This window comes from Paraburkholderia sp. C35 (genome assembly GCF_003121405.1).
GTDB lineage: Bacteria > Pseudomonadota > Gammaproteobacteria > Burkholderiales > Burkholderiaceae > Paraburkholderia.
In genome coordinates, this window is the sequence record NZ_QBUY01000004.1 from 179,560 (window position 1) to 196,091 (window position 16,532).

General features: G+C 63.1%; 13 protein-coding genes. 8 read left to right on the forward strand and 5 right to left on the reverse strand.

All coding sequences use genetic code 11. From position 1 onward, the window contains the following. The first annotated feature begins 16 nt into the window (after nt 1-16). Together DK391_RS04375 and DK391_RS04380 are read left to right on the forward strand one after the other, a co-directional pair. Nucleotides 17-1,432 carry a putative sulfate exporter family transporter gene (locus DK391_RS04375; protein WP_109476801.1) on the forward strand — a complete coding sequence of 472 codons (1,416 nt, stop codon included), beginning with the start codon at nt 17-19 and terminating at the stop codon, nt 1,430-1,432. Nucleotides 1,433-1,437: 5 nt separating this feature from the next. Beyond that, nucleotides 1,438-1,671 (forward strand): hypothetical protein, encoded by a 234-nt coding sequence (locus tag DK391_RS04380; protein WP_109476764.1) that lies wholly within the window; start codon nt 1,438-1,440, stop codon nt 1,669-1,671. A gap of 58 nt (nt 1,672-1,729) precedes the next feature. On the opposite strand, the gene DK391_RS44770 is transcribed toward DK391_RS04380, so the two are convergent. Beyond that, nucleotides 1,730-1,888 carry a hypothetical protein gene (locus tag DK391_RS44770; RefSeq protein WP_204117283.1) on the reverse strand — a complete coding sequence of 53 codons (159 nt, stop codon included), beginning with the start codon at nt 1,886-1,888 and terminating at the stop codon, nt 1,730-1,732. Nucleotides 1,889-2,196: 308 nt separating this feature from the next. Here DK391_RS44770 and putA point away from each other — a divergent pair, with 308 nt between their 5' ends. Both putA and DK391_RS04395 read left to right on the forward strand, forming a co-directional pair. After that, the gene (gene putA, locus DK391_RS04390) at nt 2,197-6,144 is read left to right on the forward strand and encodes a trifunctional transcriptional regulator/proline dehydrogenase/L-glutamate gamma-semialdehyde dehydrogenase (protein ID WP_109476766.1); all 3,948 of its coding nucleotides are present in this window, start codon (nt 2,197-2,199) and stop codon (nt 6,142-6,144) included. 88 nt (nt 6,145-6,232) lie between these two features. Further along, complete coding sequence (locus DK391_RS04395; protein ID WP_109476767.1) at nt 6,233-7,381, forward strand: branched-chain amino acid ABC transporter substrate-binding protein; 1,149 nt, start codon at nt 6,233-6,235, stop codon at nt 7,379-7,381. A 302-nt stretch (nt 7,382-7,683) separates the two neighbouring features. On the opposite strand, the gene DK391_RS04400 is transcribed toward DK391_RS04395, so the two are convergent. The 4 genes from DK391_RS04400 to DK391_RS04415 form a co-directional block, all read right to left on the reverse strand. Beyond that, on the reverse strand, nt 7,684-9,384 hold the full coding sequence (locus tag DK391_RS04400) for a thiamine pyrophosphate-binding protein (RefSeq protein ID WP_109476768.1): 1,701 nt from the start codon (nt 9,382-9,384) through the stop codon (nt 7,684-7,686). A gap of 74 nt (nt 9,385-9,458) precedes the next feature. Next, nucleotides 9,459-10,847, reverse strand: coding sequence for an L-serine ammonia-lyase (locus tag DK391_RS04405; RefSeq protein WP_109476769.1), 1,389 nt, complete (start codon nt 10,845-10,847; stop codon nt 9,459-9,461). Between the two features lie 76 nt (nt 10,848-10,923). After that, entirely contained in the window at nt 10,924-11,925 is a 1,002-nt protein-coding gene (locus DK391_RS04410) for an alginate lyase family protein (RefSeq protein WP_239482697.1), read from the reverse strand. Between the two features lie 429 nt (nt 11,926-12,354). Then, entirely contained in the window at nt 12,355-12,951 is a 597-nt protein-coding gene (locus DK391_RS04415; RefSeq protein ID WP_109476771.1) for a YdcF family protein, read from the reverse strand. 6 nt (nt 12,952-12,957) lie between these two features. Between DK391_RS04415 and DK391_RS04420 the strand changes: the two genes are divergently transcribed. The 4 genes from DK391_RS04420 (at nt 12,958) to pseF (ending at nt 16,486) form a co-directional block, all read left to right on the forward strand. Then, nucleotides 12,958-13,578, forward strand: coding sequence for a formyltransferase family protein (locus DK391_RS04420; protein WP_109476772.1), 621 nt, complete (start codon nt 12,958-12,960; stop codon nt 13,576-13,578). 63 nt (nt 13,579-13,641) lie between these two features. Next, on the forward strand, nt 13,642-14,637 hold the full coding sequence (gene pseB, locus DK391_RS04425) for a UDP-N-acetylglucosamine 4,6-dehydratase (inverting) (protein ID WP_109476773.1): 996 nt from the start codon (nt 13,642-13,644) through the stop codon (nt 14,635-14,637). Further along, nucleotides 14,634-15,788 carry a UDP-4-amino-4,6-dideoxy-N-acetyl-beta-L-altrosamine transaminase gene (gene pseC, locus DK391_RS04430; RefSeq protein WP_109476774.1) on the forward strand — a complete coding sequence of 385 codons (1,155 nt, stop codon included), beginning with the start codon at nt 14,634-14,636 and terminating at the stop codon, nt 15,786-15,788. The genes pseB and pseC overlap by 4 nt, the downstream gene beginning before the upstream one ends. Continuing rightward, nucleotides 15,785-16,486, forward strand: coding sequence for a pseudaminic acid cytidylyltransferase (pseF, locus tag DK391_RS04435; protein ID WP_109476775.1), 702 nt, complete (start codon nt 15,785-15,787; stop codon nt 16,484-16,486). The genes pseC and pseF overlap by 4 nt, the downstream gene beginning before the upstream one ends. The last annotated feature ends 46 nt before the right edge of the window (nt 16,487-16,532 follow it).

The window sequence follows — 16,532 nt, forward strand, 5'->3', positions numbered from 1 at the left end:
CGACCGGGGCACAGCAATGAGCGAAACGAGACACACCTTGCCGGCGGGCGCACAGCTTTCGCGACGGGCAGGCACGACAGGCGGCGGTGGGCTGTTTTCGACGGAAGACTGGTGGGCCGTGTGGGTCGGCCTGCTGGTGATCGTGGTGGCGTGGGCGCTGTTCGCGTCCGGCAGCAGCATCAAGTGGCTCGCGACGGCGCCCGCCAAATGGAGCGATCCGGGTGTGGCCGTGCAAGACCTCGTCAGGCATCTGCCGAATTATGTCGCGCTGTTTGTCGTGTTCGCCGTGCTGTTCGGCGTCAGCCTGAGCGTGCTGAGGCAGCGGATCGGCCACTTCCTGGCGTCGTTCGCGATCCTGTTCGTGGTGTCGGTGCTGATCTTCGAAGTCGGCGCGTGGGCTAACGCGTCGAAGTACAACCTCGAGCCGCCGCTCGTCGCGCTTGCGCTCGGCTTGCTGATTTCGAATGTGTTCAAGTTGCCCGAATGGTTTTCGGCAGGATTGCGCGTCGAGTTTTACATCAAGGTCGGGATCGTGCTGCTCGGCGCGACGCTGCCGTTCACGCTTTTAGTCTGGGCAGGCCCGGTCGCCGTCGGACAGGCGACCATCGTCTCGCTAGTCACCTTCTTCGTGATCTTTTTTGCTGCGAAATCGCTCGGATTGGACAAACGCTTCGCTGCCGTGCTCGGCGTGGGCGGCGCGGTGTGCGGCGTGTCGGCGGCCATCGCGATTGCGGGTGCTGTGCGCGCAAAGCGCGAGCAGGCATCGGTGGCGATCACGCTGGTGATTCTGTGGGCGATCGTGATGATCTTCGTGCTGCCGTTCGCGTCGCGCTCGCTTGGTCTTTCGACTGCCGTCGCGGGCGCATGGATCGGCACGTCAGAGTTCGCTGACGCCGCGGGCATCGCCGCCGCGCAAGCCTACGGAGACTTCGCGAAGCACGCCGGCGGCGCGATCGCCGGATCGCCCGAAGCGTCGCTGCAAGCCTTCACGCTGATGAAAGTGGTGGGCCGCGACATCTGGATCGGCATCTGGGCGTTCCTGCTCGCGATCGTCGCGACGACGCGTTGGGAATCCAGCGAAAGCGGCGTCGCTGCAAAGGCCGACGCGCGTGAGATCTGGGCGCGTTTTCCGAAGTTCGTGATTGGCTTCGTGATCGCGTCGGCGCTGGTCACGTGGATCGCGAGCCATTACTCGCTCGCGGATTACCGCAAGGTCGTCACGCCAGAGTTCGTCGCACCGATTACCGCGCTGCGCACGTGGGCGTTCATCTTCTGCTTCTTCAGCATCGGACTGACGACGCGCGTGCGTTCACTCGCGGCCACGGGCATCAAGCCGTTCATCGCGTTCACGGTGGGCGTGGCCGTCAATATCGCCATCGGCTACGCGCTGTCCGCGCACGTGTTCGCACCGTATTGGAATAGCTTGGGGTAAAGCTGATGAGCGCGCCCGCCGTTCTCGACGACATGGCCACGCCCGGCGAGCGCCGGCCATGCTGCGCCGATTGCCGGTTTCGTGCCGACGATCGGCATTCGCTGGAGCAAAGCATTCCGGGCCTCGTTGTCTTCAGTTCGGGCTTCGGCGCGAGTGTCGCCGACAGCCGCCTGTGTCTGATTCACGACCAGCTCGTCGCACCGCGCGACAGCTGCCGCCGCTTCTCGCCGCTACGTTGAGCGCACCTGCGTCACCGAAACGCGCGCGTATGGCGCCGCGTTTCGGCTGACGACGCGCTTAGCTGCGCATCGTCTCCGCTTTTGCATCGTGCTCGCCGTCGCTGACTTCGACGGGGATCAATTCACGCCGCGATATACCCGTCGCGCCGCGAATGAACAGCACCATGCACGTCGCGAACATCATCCAGACACCTGCAACAACCAGCCATTTTTCCATTTTGGTCACCCCGTATAGCGAAACTTCAAACCCCGTACCGTGCGTCATTGCGCATCTCATGACCGGTATAACGGCGCGTTTTCCATTTCGATAAGGGTTGTCAAAAAAAATACCGATCCAGGGAAAACACCGAGCGCAACCGCGCGCCTCCAGACGGTGCACATTGCCCGCAAACCCTTATGTGACAAGCCTCAGCAAAGGGTGCAACCGATTCTCGTAACTGGTTGCACCTTTTTATTGAGAGGGGTACGATTCGCCCAACTTTTTAGTCTTTGGCCGGCGTCCGCCCGGCGCATAAAGAAGGAACCATGGCGAGCACCACCCTTGGCGTCAAAGTCGACGACCTGCTGCGTACCCGGCTGAAAGCTGCCGCCACACGTCTCGAGCGCACTCCGCACTGGCTGATCAAGCAGGCGATCTTCGCGTATCTGGAAAAGATCGAACACGGCCAGCTTCCCGCCGAACTGTCGGGCCATCACGGCGCAACCGAACTGGCCGACGGCGCCGATCACGACGAAAGTGACGGCCTGCATCCGTTCCTCGAATTCGCGCAGAACGTGCAGCCGCAGTCGGTGCTGCGCGCGGCGATCACGGCCGCGTATCGCCGTCCCGAGCCGGAATGCGTGCCGTTCCTGCTCGGCCAGGCGCGTCTGCCCGCAAACATCGCGAACGACGTGCAGACGCTGGCAGGCAAGCTGGTCGAAACGCTGCGCGGCAAGAGCACCGGCGGCGGCGTCGAAGGGTTGATCCACGAGTTCTCGCTGTCGAGCCAGGAAGGCGTCGCGCTGATGTGTCTGGCCGAAGCGCTGCTGCGCATTCCCGACCGCGCGACCCGCGACGCGCTGATCCGCGACAAGATCAGCAAGGGCGACTGGCGTTCGCACGTCGGCCACGCGCCGTCGCTGTTCGTGAACGCGGCGACGTGGGGCTTGATGATCACCGGCAAGCTGGTGACGACGAATAGCGAAACGGGTCTGTCGTCGGCGTTGACGCGCATGATCGGCAAGGGCGGCGAGCCGCTGATCCGCAAGGGCGTCGACATGGCGATGCGCCTGATGGGCGAGCAGTTCGTCACGGGCGAGACCATTTCCGAAGCGCTGGCGAACAGCCGCAAGTTCGAAGCGCGCGGTTTCCGCTACTCGTACGACATGCTCGGCGAAGCCGCGACGACGGAAGCCGACGCGCAGCGCTACTACGCGTCGTACGAACAGGCGATCCACGCGATCGGCAAGGCTGCCGGCGGCCGTGGCATCTACGAAGGTCCGGGCATCTCGATCAAGCTGGCGGCGCTGCATCCGCGCTACTCACGTTCGCAGCAGGAACGCACGATGAGCGAGTTGCTGCCGCGCGTGCGTGCACTTGCGATCCTCGCGCGCCGTTACGACATCGGCCTGAACATCGACGCGGAAGAAGCCGACCGCCTCGAAATCTCGCTCGATCTGCTCGAAGCGCTGTGTTTCGATCCGGAACTGCAAGGCTGGAACGGCATCGGTTTCGTGGTGCAGGCGTATCAGAAGCGCTGCCCGTTCGTGATCGACTACATCGTCGATCTGGCGCGCCGCAGCCGTCACCGGATCATGGTGCGTCTCGTGAAGGGCGCGTACTGGGATACGGAAATCAAGCGTGCGCAGGTGGATGGTCTCGAAGGCTATCCGGTGTACACGCGCAAGATCTACACGGACGTGTCGTACCTCGCGTGCGCGAAGAAGCTGTTGAGCGCGCCGGATGCTGTGTATCCGCAGTTCGCGACGCACAACGCGCACACGCTGTCGGCCATCTATCACCTCGCGGGTCAGAACTACTATCCCGGCCAGTACGAGTTCCAGTGCCTGCACGGCATGGGCGAACCGCTGTACGAAGAAGTCACGGGCCGCGAGAAACTGAACCGTCCGTGCCGCGTGTACGCGCCCGTCGGCACGCATGAAACGCTGCTCGCGTATCTCGTGCGTCGTCTGCTGGAAAACGGCGCGAACACGTCGTTCGTGAATCGCATCGCTGATGAGACGGTTGCGATCAAGGATCTGGTTGCTGATCCGGTGGAAGAAGCGTCGAAGGTCGTGCCGCTCGGCGCGCCGCACGCGAAGATTCCGCTGCCGCGCAATCTGTTCGGCGCGGAACGTACCAACTCGATGGGTCTCGATCTGTCGAACGAGCATCGTCTCGCGTCGCTGTCGTCGGCGTTGCTGGCGAGCGCGAATCATCCGTGGCGCGCCGCGCCGATGCTCGAAGACAACGAGATCGCCGTCGGCAATGCACGCGACGTGCGCAATCCCGCCGATCATCGCGATCTCGTCGGCACGGTTGTGGAAGCCACGCCGGAACACGTGAGCGCCGCGCTCGCGCATGCAGTGGCTGCTGCGCCGATCTGGCAGGCGACGCCCGTCGAAGCGCGCGCCGATTGCCTTGCGCGTGCCGCCGATCTGCTCGAAGCGCAGATGCACACGCTGATGGGTCTCGTCGTGCGTGAAGCGGGCAAGTCGCTGCCGAATGCGGTTGCCGAAATCCGCGAAGCCATCGACTTCCTGCGCTACTACTCGACGCAGATCCGCGACGAATTCTCGAACGACACGCACCGTCCGCTTGGTCCTGTCGTGTGTATCAGCCCGTGGAATTTCCCGCTGGCGATCTTCATGGGTCAGGTTGCGGCTGCGCTTGCAGCAGGCAACACGGTGCTCGCGAAGCCCGCGGAGCAGACGCCGCTGATCGCCGCGCAAGCCGTGCGGATTCTGCGCGAAGCCGGCGTGCCGGCAGGTGCGGTGCAATTGCTGCCGGGCGATGGCGAAACGGTCGGCGCCGCTTTGGTTGCCGATGCACGCACGCGTGCCGTGATGTTCACCGGCTCGACGGAAGTCGCGCGTCTGATCAACAAGACGTTGTCGAACCGCCTCGATCCGGACGGCAAGCCGATTCCGCTGATCGCCGAAACGGGCGGCCAGAACGCGATGATCGTCGATTCTTCGGCACTTGCTGAACAGGTTGTAGCTGACGTACTGCAGTCGTCGTTCGATTCGGCAGGTCAACGTTGTTCGGCGCTGCGCGTTCTTTGTCTTCAGGACGATGTTGCAGACCGTACGCTGGAAATGCTGACGGGCGCGATGAAGGAACTGGCTGTCGGCAATCCGGACCGTCTGTCGGCGGACGTCGGCCCGGTGATCGACACGGAAGCGAAGCGCGGTATCGATGCGCACATCGCGTCGATGCGCGAAAAGGGCCGCAAGGTCACGCAACTGCCGATGCCCGAAGGCTGCAATGCCGGTACGTTCGTGCCGCCGACGCTGATCGAACTCGACAGCATCGACGAATTGAAGCGTGAAGTGTTTGGTCCGGTGCTGCATGTGGTGCGTTATCGCCGCAGCGCGCTCGACAAGCTGCTCGAACAGATCCGCTCGACGGGTTACGGTCTGACGCTCGGCATTCACACGCGTATCGACGAAACGATCGCGCATGTGATCAGCCGCGCGCACGTGGGCAACATCTACGTGAACCGCAACGTGATCGGCGCCGTGGTCGGTGTGCAGCCGTTCGGTGGCGAAGGGCTGTCGGGCACAGGTCCGAAGGCAGGCGGCGCGCTGTATCTGCAACGTCTGCTGGCGACGCGTCCGGCGGGCTTGCCGAAGTCGCTGGCGCAGACGCTGATGGTCGACAATTCGCAAGCTGCATCGAATGGCGCACAAAACGGCAACGCCGCAAGCGATAATCCTGCCGCTGCGCTGACCGCGCTGCGCGACTGGCTGATCGCCGAACGCGAGCCGATGCTGGCCGCACGTTGCGACGGCTATCTGTCGCACATTCCGGCGGGCGCGACGGCGGTGCTGTCCGGTCCGACGGGCGAGCGCAACACGTACACGCTCGGCGCACGCGGCACGGTGCTGTGCGTGGCATCGACGGCAAGCGGCGCGCGCGTGCAGTTCGCGGCGGCGCTGGCGACGGGCAACAAGGCGTTGTTCGAAGGCGCGGCAGGCGAGCAGCTGTATGCTGCGTTGCCCGCATCGCTGAAGCAGTACGCGAGCGTGAAGAAGAACGCCGAAGCATCGTTCGATGCCGTGCTCTTCGAAGGCGACAGCGATGAACTGCTGACACTCGTGAAGGACATCGCGAAGCGCGCGGGTCCGATCGTGTCGGTGCAGGGCGTTGCGGCGCGCGCGCTCGAAAGCGGCGACGAAGATTACGCGCTGGAGCGTCTGCTGACCGAGCGTTCGGTGAGCGTGAATACGGCAGCAGCAGGCGGTAATGCGAATTTGATGACGATCGGCTGAGCGAACCTCGCTCGATCGATTCAAAAAAATGGCGCGAGACGGCGACCCCGATCACCGCGCCGTCCACACCTGGTACCAAGGAGAAGCTATGCAACATACGATGAAAAAGCTGGCAGGCGCGACGCTGTTCGCTGCCATGTCGCTGGCGGGGACTGCGCATGCACAGCAGGTCGAAGACGTGAAGATCGGCTTCGCCGGCCCGATGACGGGCGCACAGGCGCACTACGGTAAGGACTTCCAGAACGGCATCACGCTCGCAGTCGAAGACATGAACGCGACGAAGCCGACGATCGGCGGTAAGCCGGTTCGCTTCGTGCTGGACGTGGCCGACGACCAGGCTGACCCGCGCACGGGCACGACGGTTGCGCAAAAGCTCGTCGACGACAACATCAAGGGCATGCTCGGCCACTTCAACTCGGGCACGACGATCCCGGCATCGCGCATTTACGCGAACGCGGGCATTCCGCAGATCGCGATGGCGACGGCACCGGAATACACGCAGCAAGGTTTCAAGACGACCTTCCGCATGATGACGTCGGACACGCAGCAAGGCTCCGTCGCGGGCACGTTCGCTGTGAAGAACCTGGGCGTGAAGAAGATCGCAATCGTCGATGACCGCACGGCTTATGGCCAGGGTCTGGCCGACCAGTTCGAAAAGGCAGCGAAGGCAGCGGGCGGCACGATCGTCGATCGTGAGTTCACGAACGACAAGGCTGTCGACTTCAAGGCAATTCTGACGAAGCTCAAGTCGGTGCAGCCGGATCTGATCTACTACGGTGGCGCCGATTCGCAGGCTGCACCGATGGTCAAGCAGATGAAGACGCTGGGTATCAAGGCGCCGCTGATGGGCGGCGAAATGGTCCACACGCCGACGTTCCTGCAAGTCGCTGGTGATGCGGCTAATGGTACGGTGGCTTCGCTGGCTGGTCTGCCGCTGGAAGAAATGCCTGGCGGTAAGGACTATGTCGCGAAGTACAAGAAGCGTTTTGGTGAAGACGTTCAGACGTACTCGCCGTACGCTTACGATGGCGCAATGGCGCTGTTCGATGCGATGAAGAAGGCTAATTCGACGGATCCGGCGAAGTATCTGCCGATGCTGGCGAAGACGAGCATGCCTGCTGTGACGACCAAGGATCTCGCTTATGACAGCAAGGGTGATCTGAAGAACGGTGGTATTACGCTGTATAAGGTTGTCGATGGGAAGTGGACTACGCTGCAGAGCGTGGGTGGCAAGTAAGGGTTTTTTGCCGTGCGGCGCTTTGGTTTTTTAGCTGGGCGCTGCTGATTTTATGTAAGCCTCGTGGGGTTAATGCTCTGCGAGGCTTTTTCTTTTTGCGAAGGTTGTCGCTGGCGTCCGCGATTTGGTATTGGTTCTTCACGCGTTGCCCCTGTGCGGGGCGGCACCTACTTTTCTTTGCAGCGGCAAAGAAAAGTAGGCAAAAGAAAGCCGCTCACACCGATCCGCTTGACCTCTATCCACAGGCCGCCATCGGCCCGTGGCTCCTGCTGCACGGCGCCGTGGGCGACCGTGCTTCTGGCTTATTCGCCTCGCAGTTTCTTGCCCTGCTCGCGAACCTGCTCCAGCGTTGCGCCCGGTGTGCTCGCTTCCTGAATCATGCGCACTTCGATCACCGCCGGTTTCTTCGATTCCTGCGCACGCTTGAATGCAGGCATGAAGTCTTCTGTGCGCTCCACCGTTTCGCCGTGCGCGCCGAACGATCTTGCGAATGCCGCGAAGTCCGGGTTTGTCAGGCCCGTGCCGTGTACGCGGTTTGGATAATGCCGCTCCTGGTGCATCCGGATCGTGCCGTACTGACTGTTGTTCACGACGATGAAAATCACCGGCAGATCGTATTGCATCGCCGTCGCAATTTCCGATGACGACATCATGAAACAACCGTCACCCGCGAATGCCACCACCGTTCTGTCCGGATACATCGATTTCGCTGCAATCGCCGCCGGCACGCCGTAGCCCATCGCGCCGCTCGTCGGCGCCAGCTGTGAACGGAAATGGCGGTACGCGAAGTGCCGATGCAACCACGTCGCATAGTTGCCCGCGCCGTTCGTCAGGATCGCGTCCTTCGGCAAGTGCTCGCGCAGTTGCAACATGATCTCGCCCATCTGCACGTCGCCCGGAATCGCGCGCGGCTTGCGCCATGCGAGGTAGGCGTCGTGTGCTTCCTTTGCCGAGCCTTCCCACGCGAGTTTCGTCGATGGCTTCAGTTGCGCCAGCATCGATGCGATTTCCGGCATACCCGAGACGATCGGCAGATCGGCGGCGTAGACGCGGCCGAGTTCTTCCGCGCCCTGATGCACGTGGATCAGCGTCTGCTTCGTCTTCGGGATGTCGAGCAGCGTGTAGCCGCCCGTCGTCGCTTCGCCCAGACGCGGGCCAAGTGCCAGCAACACGTCTGCATCTTCGATGCGTTTGGCCAGCGCGGGGTTGATGCCGAGACCTACATCGCCCGCATAGTTCGGATGCTCGTTATCGAGCGTGTCCTGGAAGCGGAATGCAAGGCCGATCGGCAACTGCCAGCTTTCGACGAACGTGCGCAAGTCTTCACACGCCTCCGGCGTCCAGCCGCTTCCGCCTGCGATCACCATTGGCTTTTTCGCGCTTTCGAGCAGGCTGCGCAGGCGTTCCATCTGTTGCGGCGCGGGCGCTGCTGCGACGCGCTGATAAGCAGGCGCGCCCGGCATCGCCGCGCATGCATCGCTCAACATGTCTTCCGGCAACGACAACACGACGGGACCAGGACGGCCCGACGTCGCCGTGTGGAACGCGTGGCTCATGTACTCGGGAATGCGGCGCGCGTCGTCGATCTGCGCAACCCACTTCGCCATCTGGCCGAACATGCGGCGATAGTCGATTTCCTGGAACGCCTCGCGGTCCAGATGCTCGCGCGCGCACTGGCCGATCAGCAGAATCATCGGCGTCGAATCCTGAAACGCGGTGTGCACGCCAATCGATGCGTGCGTCGCGCCCGGCCCGCGCGTGACGATCGCGACGCCAGGCCGCCCCGTCAACTTGCCGACGGCTTCCGCCATGTTGGCGGCTGCCGCTTCGTGGCGGCAGACGACCGTCTGGATTTGCGAAGTCTCGTCGTGCAGCGAATCGAGTACTGCCAGAAAACTTTCACCGGGCACGCAGAACACGCGCTCGACGCCATGCGTCACCAGCGCGTCGACCATGAGCCGCGCGCCGGTAGTCATATTTGAAGCATCGGAAGACAGCGACATTGCGAAGACACCTCCAGTCAGAAGAGCTCCGACAGCTTACGCCGAGAGCCTTCCCGATGTCATTCGCAAAAGCGTCAACATTCGATGATGTTCACTGCAAGGCCGCCGCGCGACGTTTCCTTGTACTTGGTCTTCATGTCGGCGCCTGTTTCGCGCATCGTCTTGATGACGGAATCGAGCGAGACGTAGTGGCTGCCGTCGCCGCGCAGCGCCATGCGCGCGGCGTTCACGGCTTTCACCGACGCCATCGCGTTACGTTCGATGCACGGAATCTGCACCATCCCGCCGACGGGGTCGCACGTGAGGCCGAGATTGTGTTCCATGCCGATTTCCGCGGCATTTTCCACTTGCAGTGGCGTGCCGCCCATCACGGCGGCGAGCGCGCCCGCCGCCATCGAACACGCGACGCCCACTTCGCCCTGACAACCCACTTCCGCGCCGGAAATGGACGCGTTCAGCTTGTAGAGAATGCCGATCGCGGCGGCCGTCATCAGGAAGTCGAACACGCCCTGTTGGTTCGCGTTCGGCATGAAGCGCGTGTAGTAATGCAGCACCGCGGGGATGATGCCCGCTGCGCCATTGGTCGGTGCGGTCACCACGCGGCCGCCCGCCGCGTTTTCTTCATTGACGGCGATCGCGTACAGGTTGATCCAGTCGACCATCGACAGCGGATCTTGCAACGCGCGTTCGGGATTGCCCGTCAGCGCGCGATACAGCTGCGGCGCGCGGCGCTTCACCTGGAACGGGCCGGGCAGATTGCCGTCCGCGGCCGGATTGTTGATGCCACAGCCACGCGAGACGCACGATTGCATCACGTCCCAGATTTTCTGCAGGCCCGTGCGCGGTTCTTCTTCCGTATGCCACGCGCGCTCGTTTTCCCACATCAGTTGCGCGATGCTTTTGCCCGTCGTCTTGCACATCTCCAGCAGTTCGGCGCCCGAGCGGAACGGATACGGCAACTGCTCGACGGCGGACAGCACCTTCGTATTCGGCGCGCCTGCCGTCACGACAAAACCGCCGCCCACCGCCAGATAGGTCGATTCACGCAGCGTCTCGCTGTTCGCGTCGAAGGCACGCAGCTTGAGGCCGTTCGGATGCTCGGGCAGCGCCTGTCGATAGAACGAAATGTTGTCCTTCAGCACGAACGGCACCGGATGCGTGCCAAGCAGCGACAGCTTGCGCGACGTGCGGACTTCTTCGAGACAGGCCGCGATCGTATCGGGATTCACGGTATCGGGCGCATCGCCGAGCAGACCGAGCATCACGCCGCGATCGGTGCCGTGGCCTTTGCCCGTTGCACCGAGCGAGCCATACAGATCGACTTTCACCGATGCCGTGTTCGCCAGCAATCCATCGCGCTCGAGTCCTTGCGCGAACATCAGCGCCGCGCGCATGGGACCGACCGTGTGCGAACTCGACGGGCCAATGCCGACTTTGAAAAGATCGAAAACGCTGACTGCCATCACTGCTCCTGCTAACTGGAAATTCGTTTGTGCTGCACGGCGCGGGTAACGCGGCAGCAGAAAATGCCGCGCGTGATCAACGCGCCGGCAAGGGCAGACACACGGCGAGCCACGCGGGCGGCGTCGGTGCCAGTTTCAGCGCGACGGGCGTATAGCGTCCGTCGAGCCGTGCGGCGAGGTGATACAACTCGGCCGCATTTTTGGGATCCCACTGACCACTATAGCCAGGCAAACCGGCTTCGCGGCGTTTGGCGTCGAAAGGTACGCTCGATCGCACGAATTCGTCGTGCGTTTTCTCGCCTGTTGCGTAAGGCGTCAGCCAGTTCAGCGCCGCCGCCAGCGTCGCGCCGCTCGGCGCGCGCTCGTTGAGCCAGTTGCGGTTGTGGCGGCGCGCCGCCAGCGCGGCCGTCACGAGAGGCTGAAGGTCATACGTCACATAGTGCAGCGCGTCACGCTCACCGAAATCGACGGTCGTGCCGTCGGGCGCGATGTTGTCGTTGATGTGCTCGACGTACAGACGCTGCGCGGCTTCGATCATCTTGCGATTATCGAGCGTGAAGGCGGCCATCGAGATCAGTTTTACGCGATGACTCTGCCAGTTGTTGCGGAACGTGCCGGTCAGCGGGCGCTTTTGCGCGTCGATCTGCGCGATGTAGCCGTTCGCGAGCTTCGTGAGGAACGCCATCGTCGCATTGCGCGTTTTCACGGGCAGCGCGCTCGCCGTCATGTCGTAGGCGAGGATCAACCCTTCGAATGGCGTTTCGTCGATCGGATTGAATGACGGCTGGTAGGTCGTGACCCAAGCGTACAGCAGGCGGTCGACCAGTTTCAGATAGCGGTCGTCGCTAGTGGCGCGCCAGGCGAGCGCGGCGTCGCGCAGCAGATCGAGATCTTTCTCGGCTTCCTTGCTCTGGTCGTAGATGCCTTCGTGCGGCAGTGTGCCTTCTGTATGTAACTGGCGCACGGCATGCGCGGGCATGTTCAGCTGCGCCTGCACATTGCTGACCAGTGCCTTCACGCCTGGATCGGAATTCGTGCGCTCGCTGGTTTGCAGCGCGGGCGCGGCGCAGAGGTTCATGGCGGCGTGGGCCACGCTCGTTGACAGCGCGAATACACCCGTGGCGAGCAACGTGGCGGCAATGCGCGGAAGAAACGGATGCGTCGATGATATGCGCGCGCTGGGGCGCATCGGCGCCTGACCGTTTCGTTTCATGCATGGCTCCTCTGGTTCGATCCAAGGTGAGATGTTAACCGTCCGCCGCGCAAAGCGACAGCCCGACGGGCGCCTGCGAGTGCTCCGTGCATACCGTGGCCCTTGCCTGGCAGGCGTCCGGCGGCACTGCTGGCCGGTTCCCCGCGCGTCGCACAGTGCCGCCTCATAGGCCGAATTAGCGGTCTTTTCGCCCGCATTTCCACGCGTCGTTTTTTCCGGATGTCCCCGATACTGCCTACCGTGTTACAGGGATTGCGTCTTGAGTGGACGGATGCCGCAAGGCAGCACGCTGCATCAGACCCGAGGATAAACGTCGCCGTTGTAGAACGGATGGCGCTCGCGCAAACGCTCGAAGACCGCGTCGGCATCGCCCGGCGGGACGCCCGCAAAAGTCGTGCGGAAGGCGTCGAGCGAACGCGCCTCGCTGGTCAGTTGCGCCTGCGTCGGCGGATCGCCCGCGCCCACGACGTCGATGTGGAAGGTAGGACCGTAGACAAAGGAAAAGATTTCGAGCGTGCGGGCAGCGTGATAGCGGCTGGTGGCGACCAGAATGCGCGGCCCGCCGAAGGTGGCGGCAAGGTTGCGCAGCGTAAAGACGGCGTCGCCGACGGTATCGCGCGAAGTGGTCTCCGCGATCACGCGCGATGCATCGAGGTGGGCGTGATCGAGTGCGTAGCGGCGCATGGCGTCGGCGATGCAGATATCCGAGTCTTCGCGATAGGCCCAGCCACACATCACCAGCAGTGGCGCCTCGGCCGATCGCATCGACTCGATGCCGAGGTCTACGCGTGCGCGGGTTTCGTCGTTCAGGGTTCCGTCCGCATCCATCAGATTTGCGAGGACCACGACGGCGTCGTAGCGGGCGTCGGTGAAATCTTTAAGGTTCGGCATAGGCAAATGAAAGTACTGTTTTTGACGAGTGGCGAGGCAGCGCGGCCGCTGGCCGGGTGGCTCGGCCAACGCGAGACGCTGACCGTGCGGGAGACGCCCGTGAGCGCGCACGAGATCGCAGCGCTCGCGCCGGACCTGATTGTAAGTCACTCATACCGCCACATTCTGAAGCGCGACGTGCTGGCTGCCGCGCCGGACCGGTTCATCAATCTCCATATCTCGCTGTTGCCCTACAACCGGGGCGCCGATCCAAACCTGTGGTCGTTTCTCGACGACACCCCCAAAGGCGTGTCGATCCACCTGATCGATGAAGGTATCGACACGGGCGCGCTGCTGCTGCAGCGCGAAGTGTCGTTCGACGAAGACAGCGAGACGCTCGGCAGCAGCTACGCGCAATTGCAGCAGACGATCGGCGAACTGTTCATGGAGAACTGGTCTTCGCTGCGCGACGGACGCATCGCGCCGCGCGCGCAAACGGGCAGCGGCACGTTTCACCGCGCGAGCGAATTGGCGGCGCTCAAGGATGCGCTGCTGGGCAACGAAGGATGGAACGTGCCTATCCCGGTTCTGCGGCGGCGTCATCGCGCGCTGCTCGCGGAGACAGTGCAAGGGCATGGCAAGGATTAGACGGGCAACCAGGACGCATACGCGGTTCACGCGAAGTACGGCTCGATATCAAGGAAGCGAACAATGTTGGACAACAAGGCAATTTTGATCACGGGTGGCACGGGTTCCTTCGGCCACAAGTTCATTTCGGCTGTGCTGGCGCAATACAAGCCGTCGCGCGTCGTGGTGTTTTCGCGCGATGAGCTGAAGCAATACGAAATGCAGCAGAAGTTCGACGCGCCGTGCATGCGTTACTTCCTCGGCGACGTGCGCGACGCGGAGCGTCTGCGCCAGGCCATGCGCGGCATCGATTACGTGGTTCACGCCGCCGCGCTCAAGCCGGTGCCCGCCGCCGAATACAACCCGACGGAATGCATCCGGACGAACGTGACCGGCGCCGAAAACGTGATCAACGCGGCCATCGAGAACGGCGTCGAAAAAGTGATCGCGCTGTCCACCGACAAGGCCGCAAGCCCGAGCAACCGGTACGGCGCGACCAAGCTGCTGTCCGACAAGCTGTTCGTAGCCGCCAACAATCTGGTCGGCAAGCATCGCACCCGTTTCTCCGTCGTGCGATACGGCAACGTGGTGGGCTCGCGCGGTTCCGTGGTGCCGTTCTTTCGCAAGCTGATTGCCGAAGAAGCGAAGAGCCTGCCGATCACCGATCAGCGCATGACGCGTTTCTGGATCACGCTCGATCACGGCGTCGACTTCGTGCTGAAGAACTTCCAGCGCATGCAGGGCGGCGAAATCTTCGTGCCGAAGATTCCGTCGGTGAAGATCGTCGATCTGGCGAAAGCGATGGCGCCCGAACTGGATCAGCATGTGATCGGCATCCGTCCCGGCGAGAAACTGCACGAGATGATGATCGCGCGCGACGACAGCCTGCACACGCTCGAATATCACGATCACTACGTCATCACGCCGGCCATCCGTTTTGTCGTGCAAAGCGAGTACGAGACGAACGGCATGGGCGAAACGGGCAAGCGCGTCACGGAAGGCTTCAAGTACACGTCCGATAACAACGGCTGGGTCCTCACGGTGGACGAACTGGCTGCCCTCGACAAGCAACATCCATGAGCGAGTTCATTCCGTACGGCCGGCAATCGATCGACGCCGAGGACATCGCGGCAGTCGAAGCGGTGCTGCGTTCCGACTGGCTCACGCAAGGCCCGGCGATCGCCGCCTTCGAGGAAGAACTGGCGCGCCGCGCGACTGCGCGTCATGCCGTGGCCGTATGCAACGCGACGGCGGCGCTGCACATTGCGTGTGCCGCCGCCGGACTGGGGCCGGGCGACCGCCTGTGGACCGTGCCGAATACGTTTGTCGCATCGGCCAATTGCGGCCGTTACTGCGGCGCGGACGTCGATTTCGTCGATATCGATCCGCTGACGTGGTGCATGGATGCCGCCGCGCTCGAAGCGAAGTTGCAGGTCGCGCGGCAGACGGGCACCTTGCCGAAGGTGGTGATTCCTGTCGCCTTCGCCGGCCGCAGTTGCGACATGAAGCACGTGAAGCGTCTGTCCGACGAGTACGGCTTCACGGTGATCGAAGATGCTTCGCATGCCGTTGGTGCAACGTACGCAGGGCGCCCTGTCGGTTGCGGCGACGTTGCGCACATGACGGTGTTCAGCTTTCATCCCGTGAAGATCGTGACGACGGGTGAAGGCGGCGTGGTGCTGACCAACGACGCCGCGCTGTGCGACCGCCTGCGCCGCCTGCGCAGTCACGGCATCACGCGTGACGCCGCGCAGATGGATGAGCCGGACGAAGGCGCGTGGGCGTACGAGATGCAGGAACTCGGCTTCAACTACCGCATCACCGATATCCAGGCCGTGCTCGGCCTGTCGCAACTCAAGCGGCTGGACGGGTTTCTGGCACGGCGCCGCGCGCTCGTGCAGCGCTACGACACGCTGCTGAAGAACTTGCCGCTGCAATTGCCGCAACTCGATGCACTCGACGAATCGGCGTGGCATCTCTATGTGGTGCGGGTGAAGGACACCGATCGCCGCGCAGTGTTCGATGCGTTGCGAAGCGCCGATATCGGCGTCAACGTGCACTACATCCCTGTTCATCTGCAGCCGTACTATCGTCGGCTCGGTTTCAAGCCCGGCGATTTTCCGCAAGCGGAGCAGTACTACCGCGAGGCGCTCAGCCTGCCGCTGTTCGCGACGCTGACCGATGCGCAGCAGGATCGCGTGGTCGCGCAACTGAAACGGGTGCTCGGATGAGCCGCGTCGCCATCATTCCCGCGCGCGGCGGCAGCAAGCGCATTCCGCACAAGAACGTTCGCCTGTTCGACGGCGTGCCGATCATCGCGCATTCGATCCGCGCAGCGCTCGACAGCAAGCTGTTCGATCGCGTCGTGGTCAGCACCGACAGTGAAGACATTGCCGCGGTCGCGCGCGAGTACGGCGCGCAGACGCCGTTCATGCGTCCTGCCGAACTCTCCAATGACCATGCCGGCACGCTCGAAGTCGTGCAGCACGCATTGAGCGCGCTGGGCGAACCCTACGACTACGCCTGCTGCATTTACGCTACCGCGCCGTTCATCGACGTGCGCTATCTGCGCGAGGGTATCGCGATGCTCGAAGCGCAGCGCGACAAGTCGTATGCGTTTTCGGTGACGACTTTCGCGTTTCCCGTGCAACGGGCGCTGCGCCTGACGGCCGACGGCGGGCTCGATGCCGTGTATCCCGAGCATCGTCTGACGCGTTCGCAGGACTTGCCGGAAACCTGGCATGACGCCGGCCAGTTCTACTGGGGACGCACGCAGGCATGGCAGCGCGGCGACACGCTCTTTTCGCCGCTGTCGATGCCCGTCGTGCTGCCGCGCCATCTCGTGCAGGACATCGACACACCCGAAGACTGGCGGCGCGCAGAACTGATGTTCGCGGCGCTGCGGGCGCTCGCGCAATCGAACGGATGACGCGCAAAAGCGCAAAACAGAGGAACCGCGCGCCCCGCTGACGGGC

Bases quoted from the DNA above. Each gene is read 5' to 3' on its own strand.
- DK391_RS04375 (WP_109476801.1), top strand. From the start codon at position 17: ATGAGCGAAACGAGACACACCTTGCCGGCGGGCGCACAGCTTTCGCGA.
- DK391_RS04380 (WP_109476764.1), top strand. From the start codon at position 1,438: ATGAGCGCGCCCGCCGTTCTCGACGACATGGCCACGCCCGGCGAGCGC.
- DK391_RS44770 (WP_204117283.1), bottom strand. From the start codon at position 1,888: ATGGAAAAATGGCTGGTTGTTGCAGGTGTCTGGATGATGTTCGCGACG.
- putA (WP_109476766.1), top strand. From the start codon at position 2,197: ATGGCGAGCACCACCCTTGGCGTCAAAGTCGACGACCTGCTGCGTACC.
- DK391_RS04395 (WP_109476767.1), top strand. From the start codon at position 6,233: ATGCAACATACGATGAAAAAGCTGGCAGGCGCGACGCTGTTCGCTGCC.
- DK391_RS04400 (WP_109476768.1), bottom strand. From the start codon at position 9,384: ATGTCGCTGTCTTCCGATGCTTCAAATATGACTACCGGCGCGCGGCTC.
- DK391_RS04405 (WP_109476769.1), bottom strand. From the start codon at position 10,847: ATGGCAGTCAGCGTTTTCGATCTTTTCAAAGTCGGCATTGGCCCGTCG.
- DK391_RS04410 (WP_239482697.1), bottom strand. From the start codon at position 11,925: ATGAACCTCTGCGCCGCGCCCGCGCTGCAAACCAGCGAGCGCACGAAT.
- DK391_RS04415 (WP_109476771.1), bottom strand. From the start codon at position 12,951: ATGCCGAACCTTAAAGATTTCACCGACGCCCGCTACGACGCCGTCGTG.
- DK391_RS04420 (WP_109476772.1), top strand. From the start codon at position 12,958: ATGAAAGTACTGTTTTTGACGAGTGGCGAGGCAGCGCGGCCGCTGGCC.
- pseB (WP_109476773.1), top strand. From the start codon at position 13,642: ATGTTGGACAACAAGGCAATTTTGATCACGGGTGGCACGGGTTCCTTC.
- pseC (WP_109476774.1), top strand. From the start codon at position 14,634: ATGAGCGAGTTCATTCCGTACGGCCGGCAATCGATCGACGCCGAGGAC.
- pseF (WP_109476775.1), top strand. From the start codon at position 15,785: ATGAGCCGCGTCGCCATCATTCCCGCGCGCGGCGGCAGCAAGCGCATT.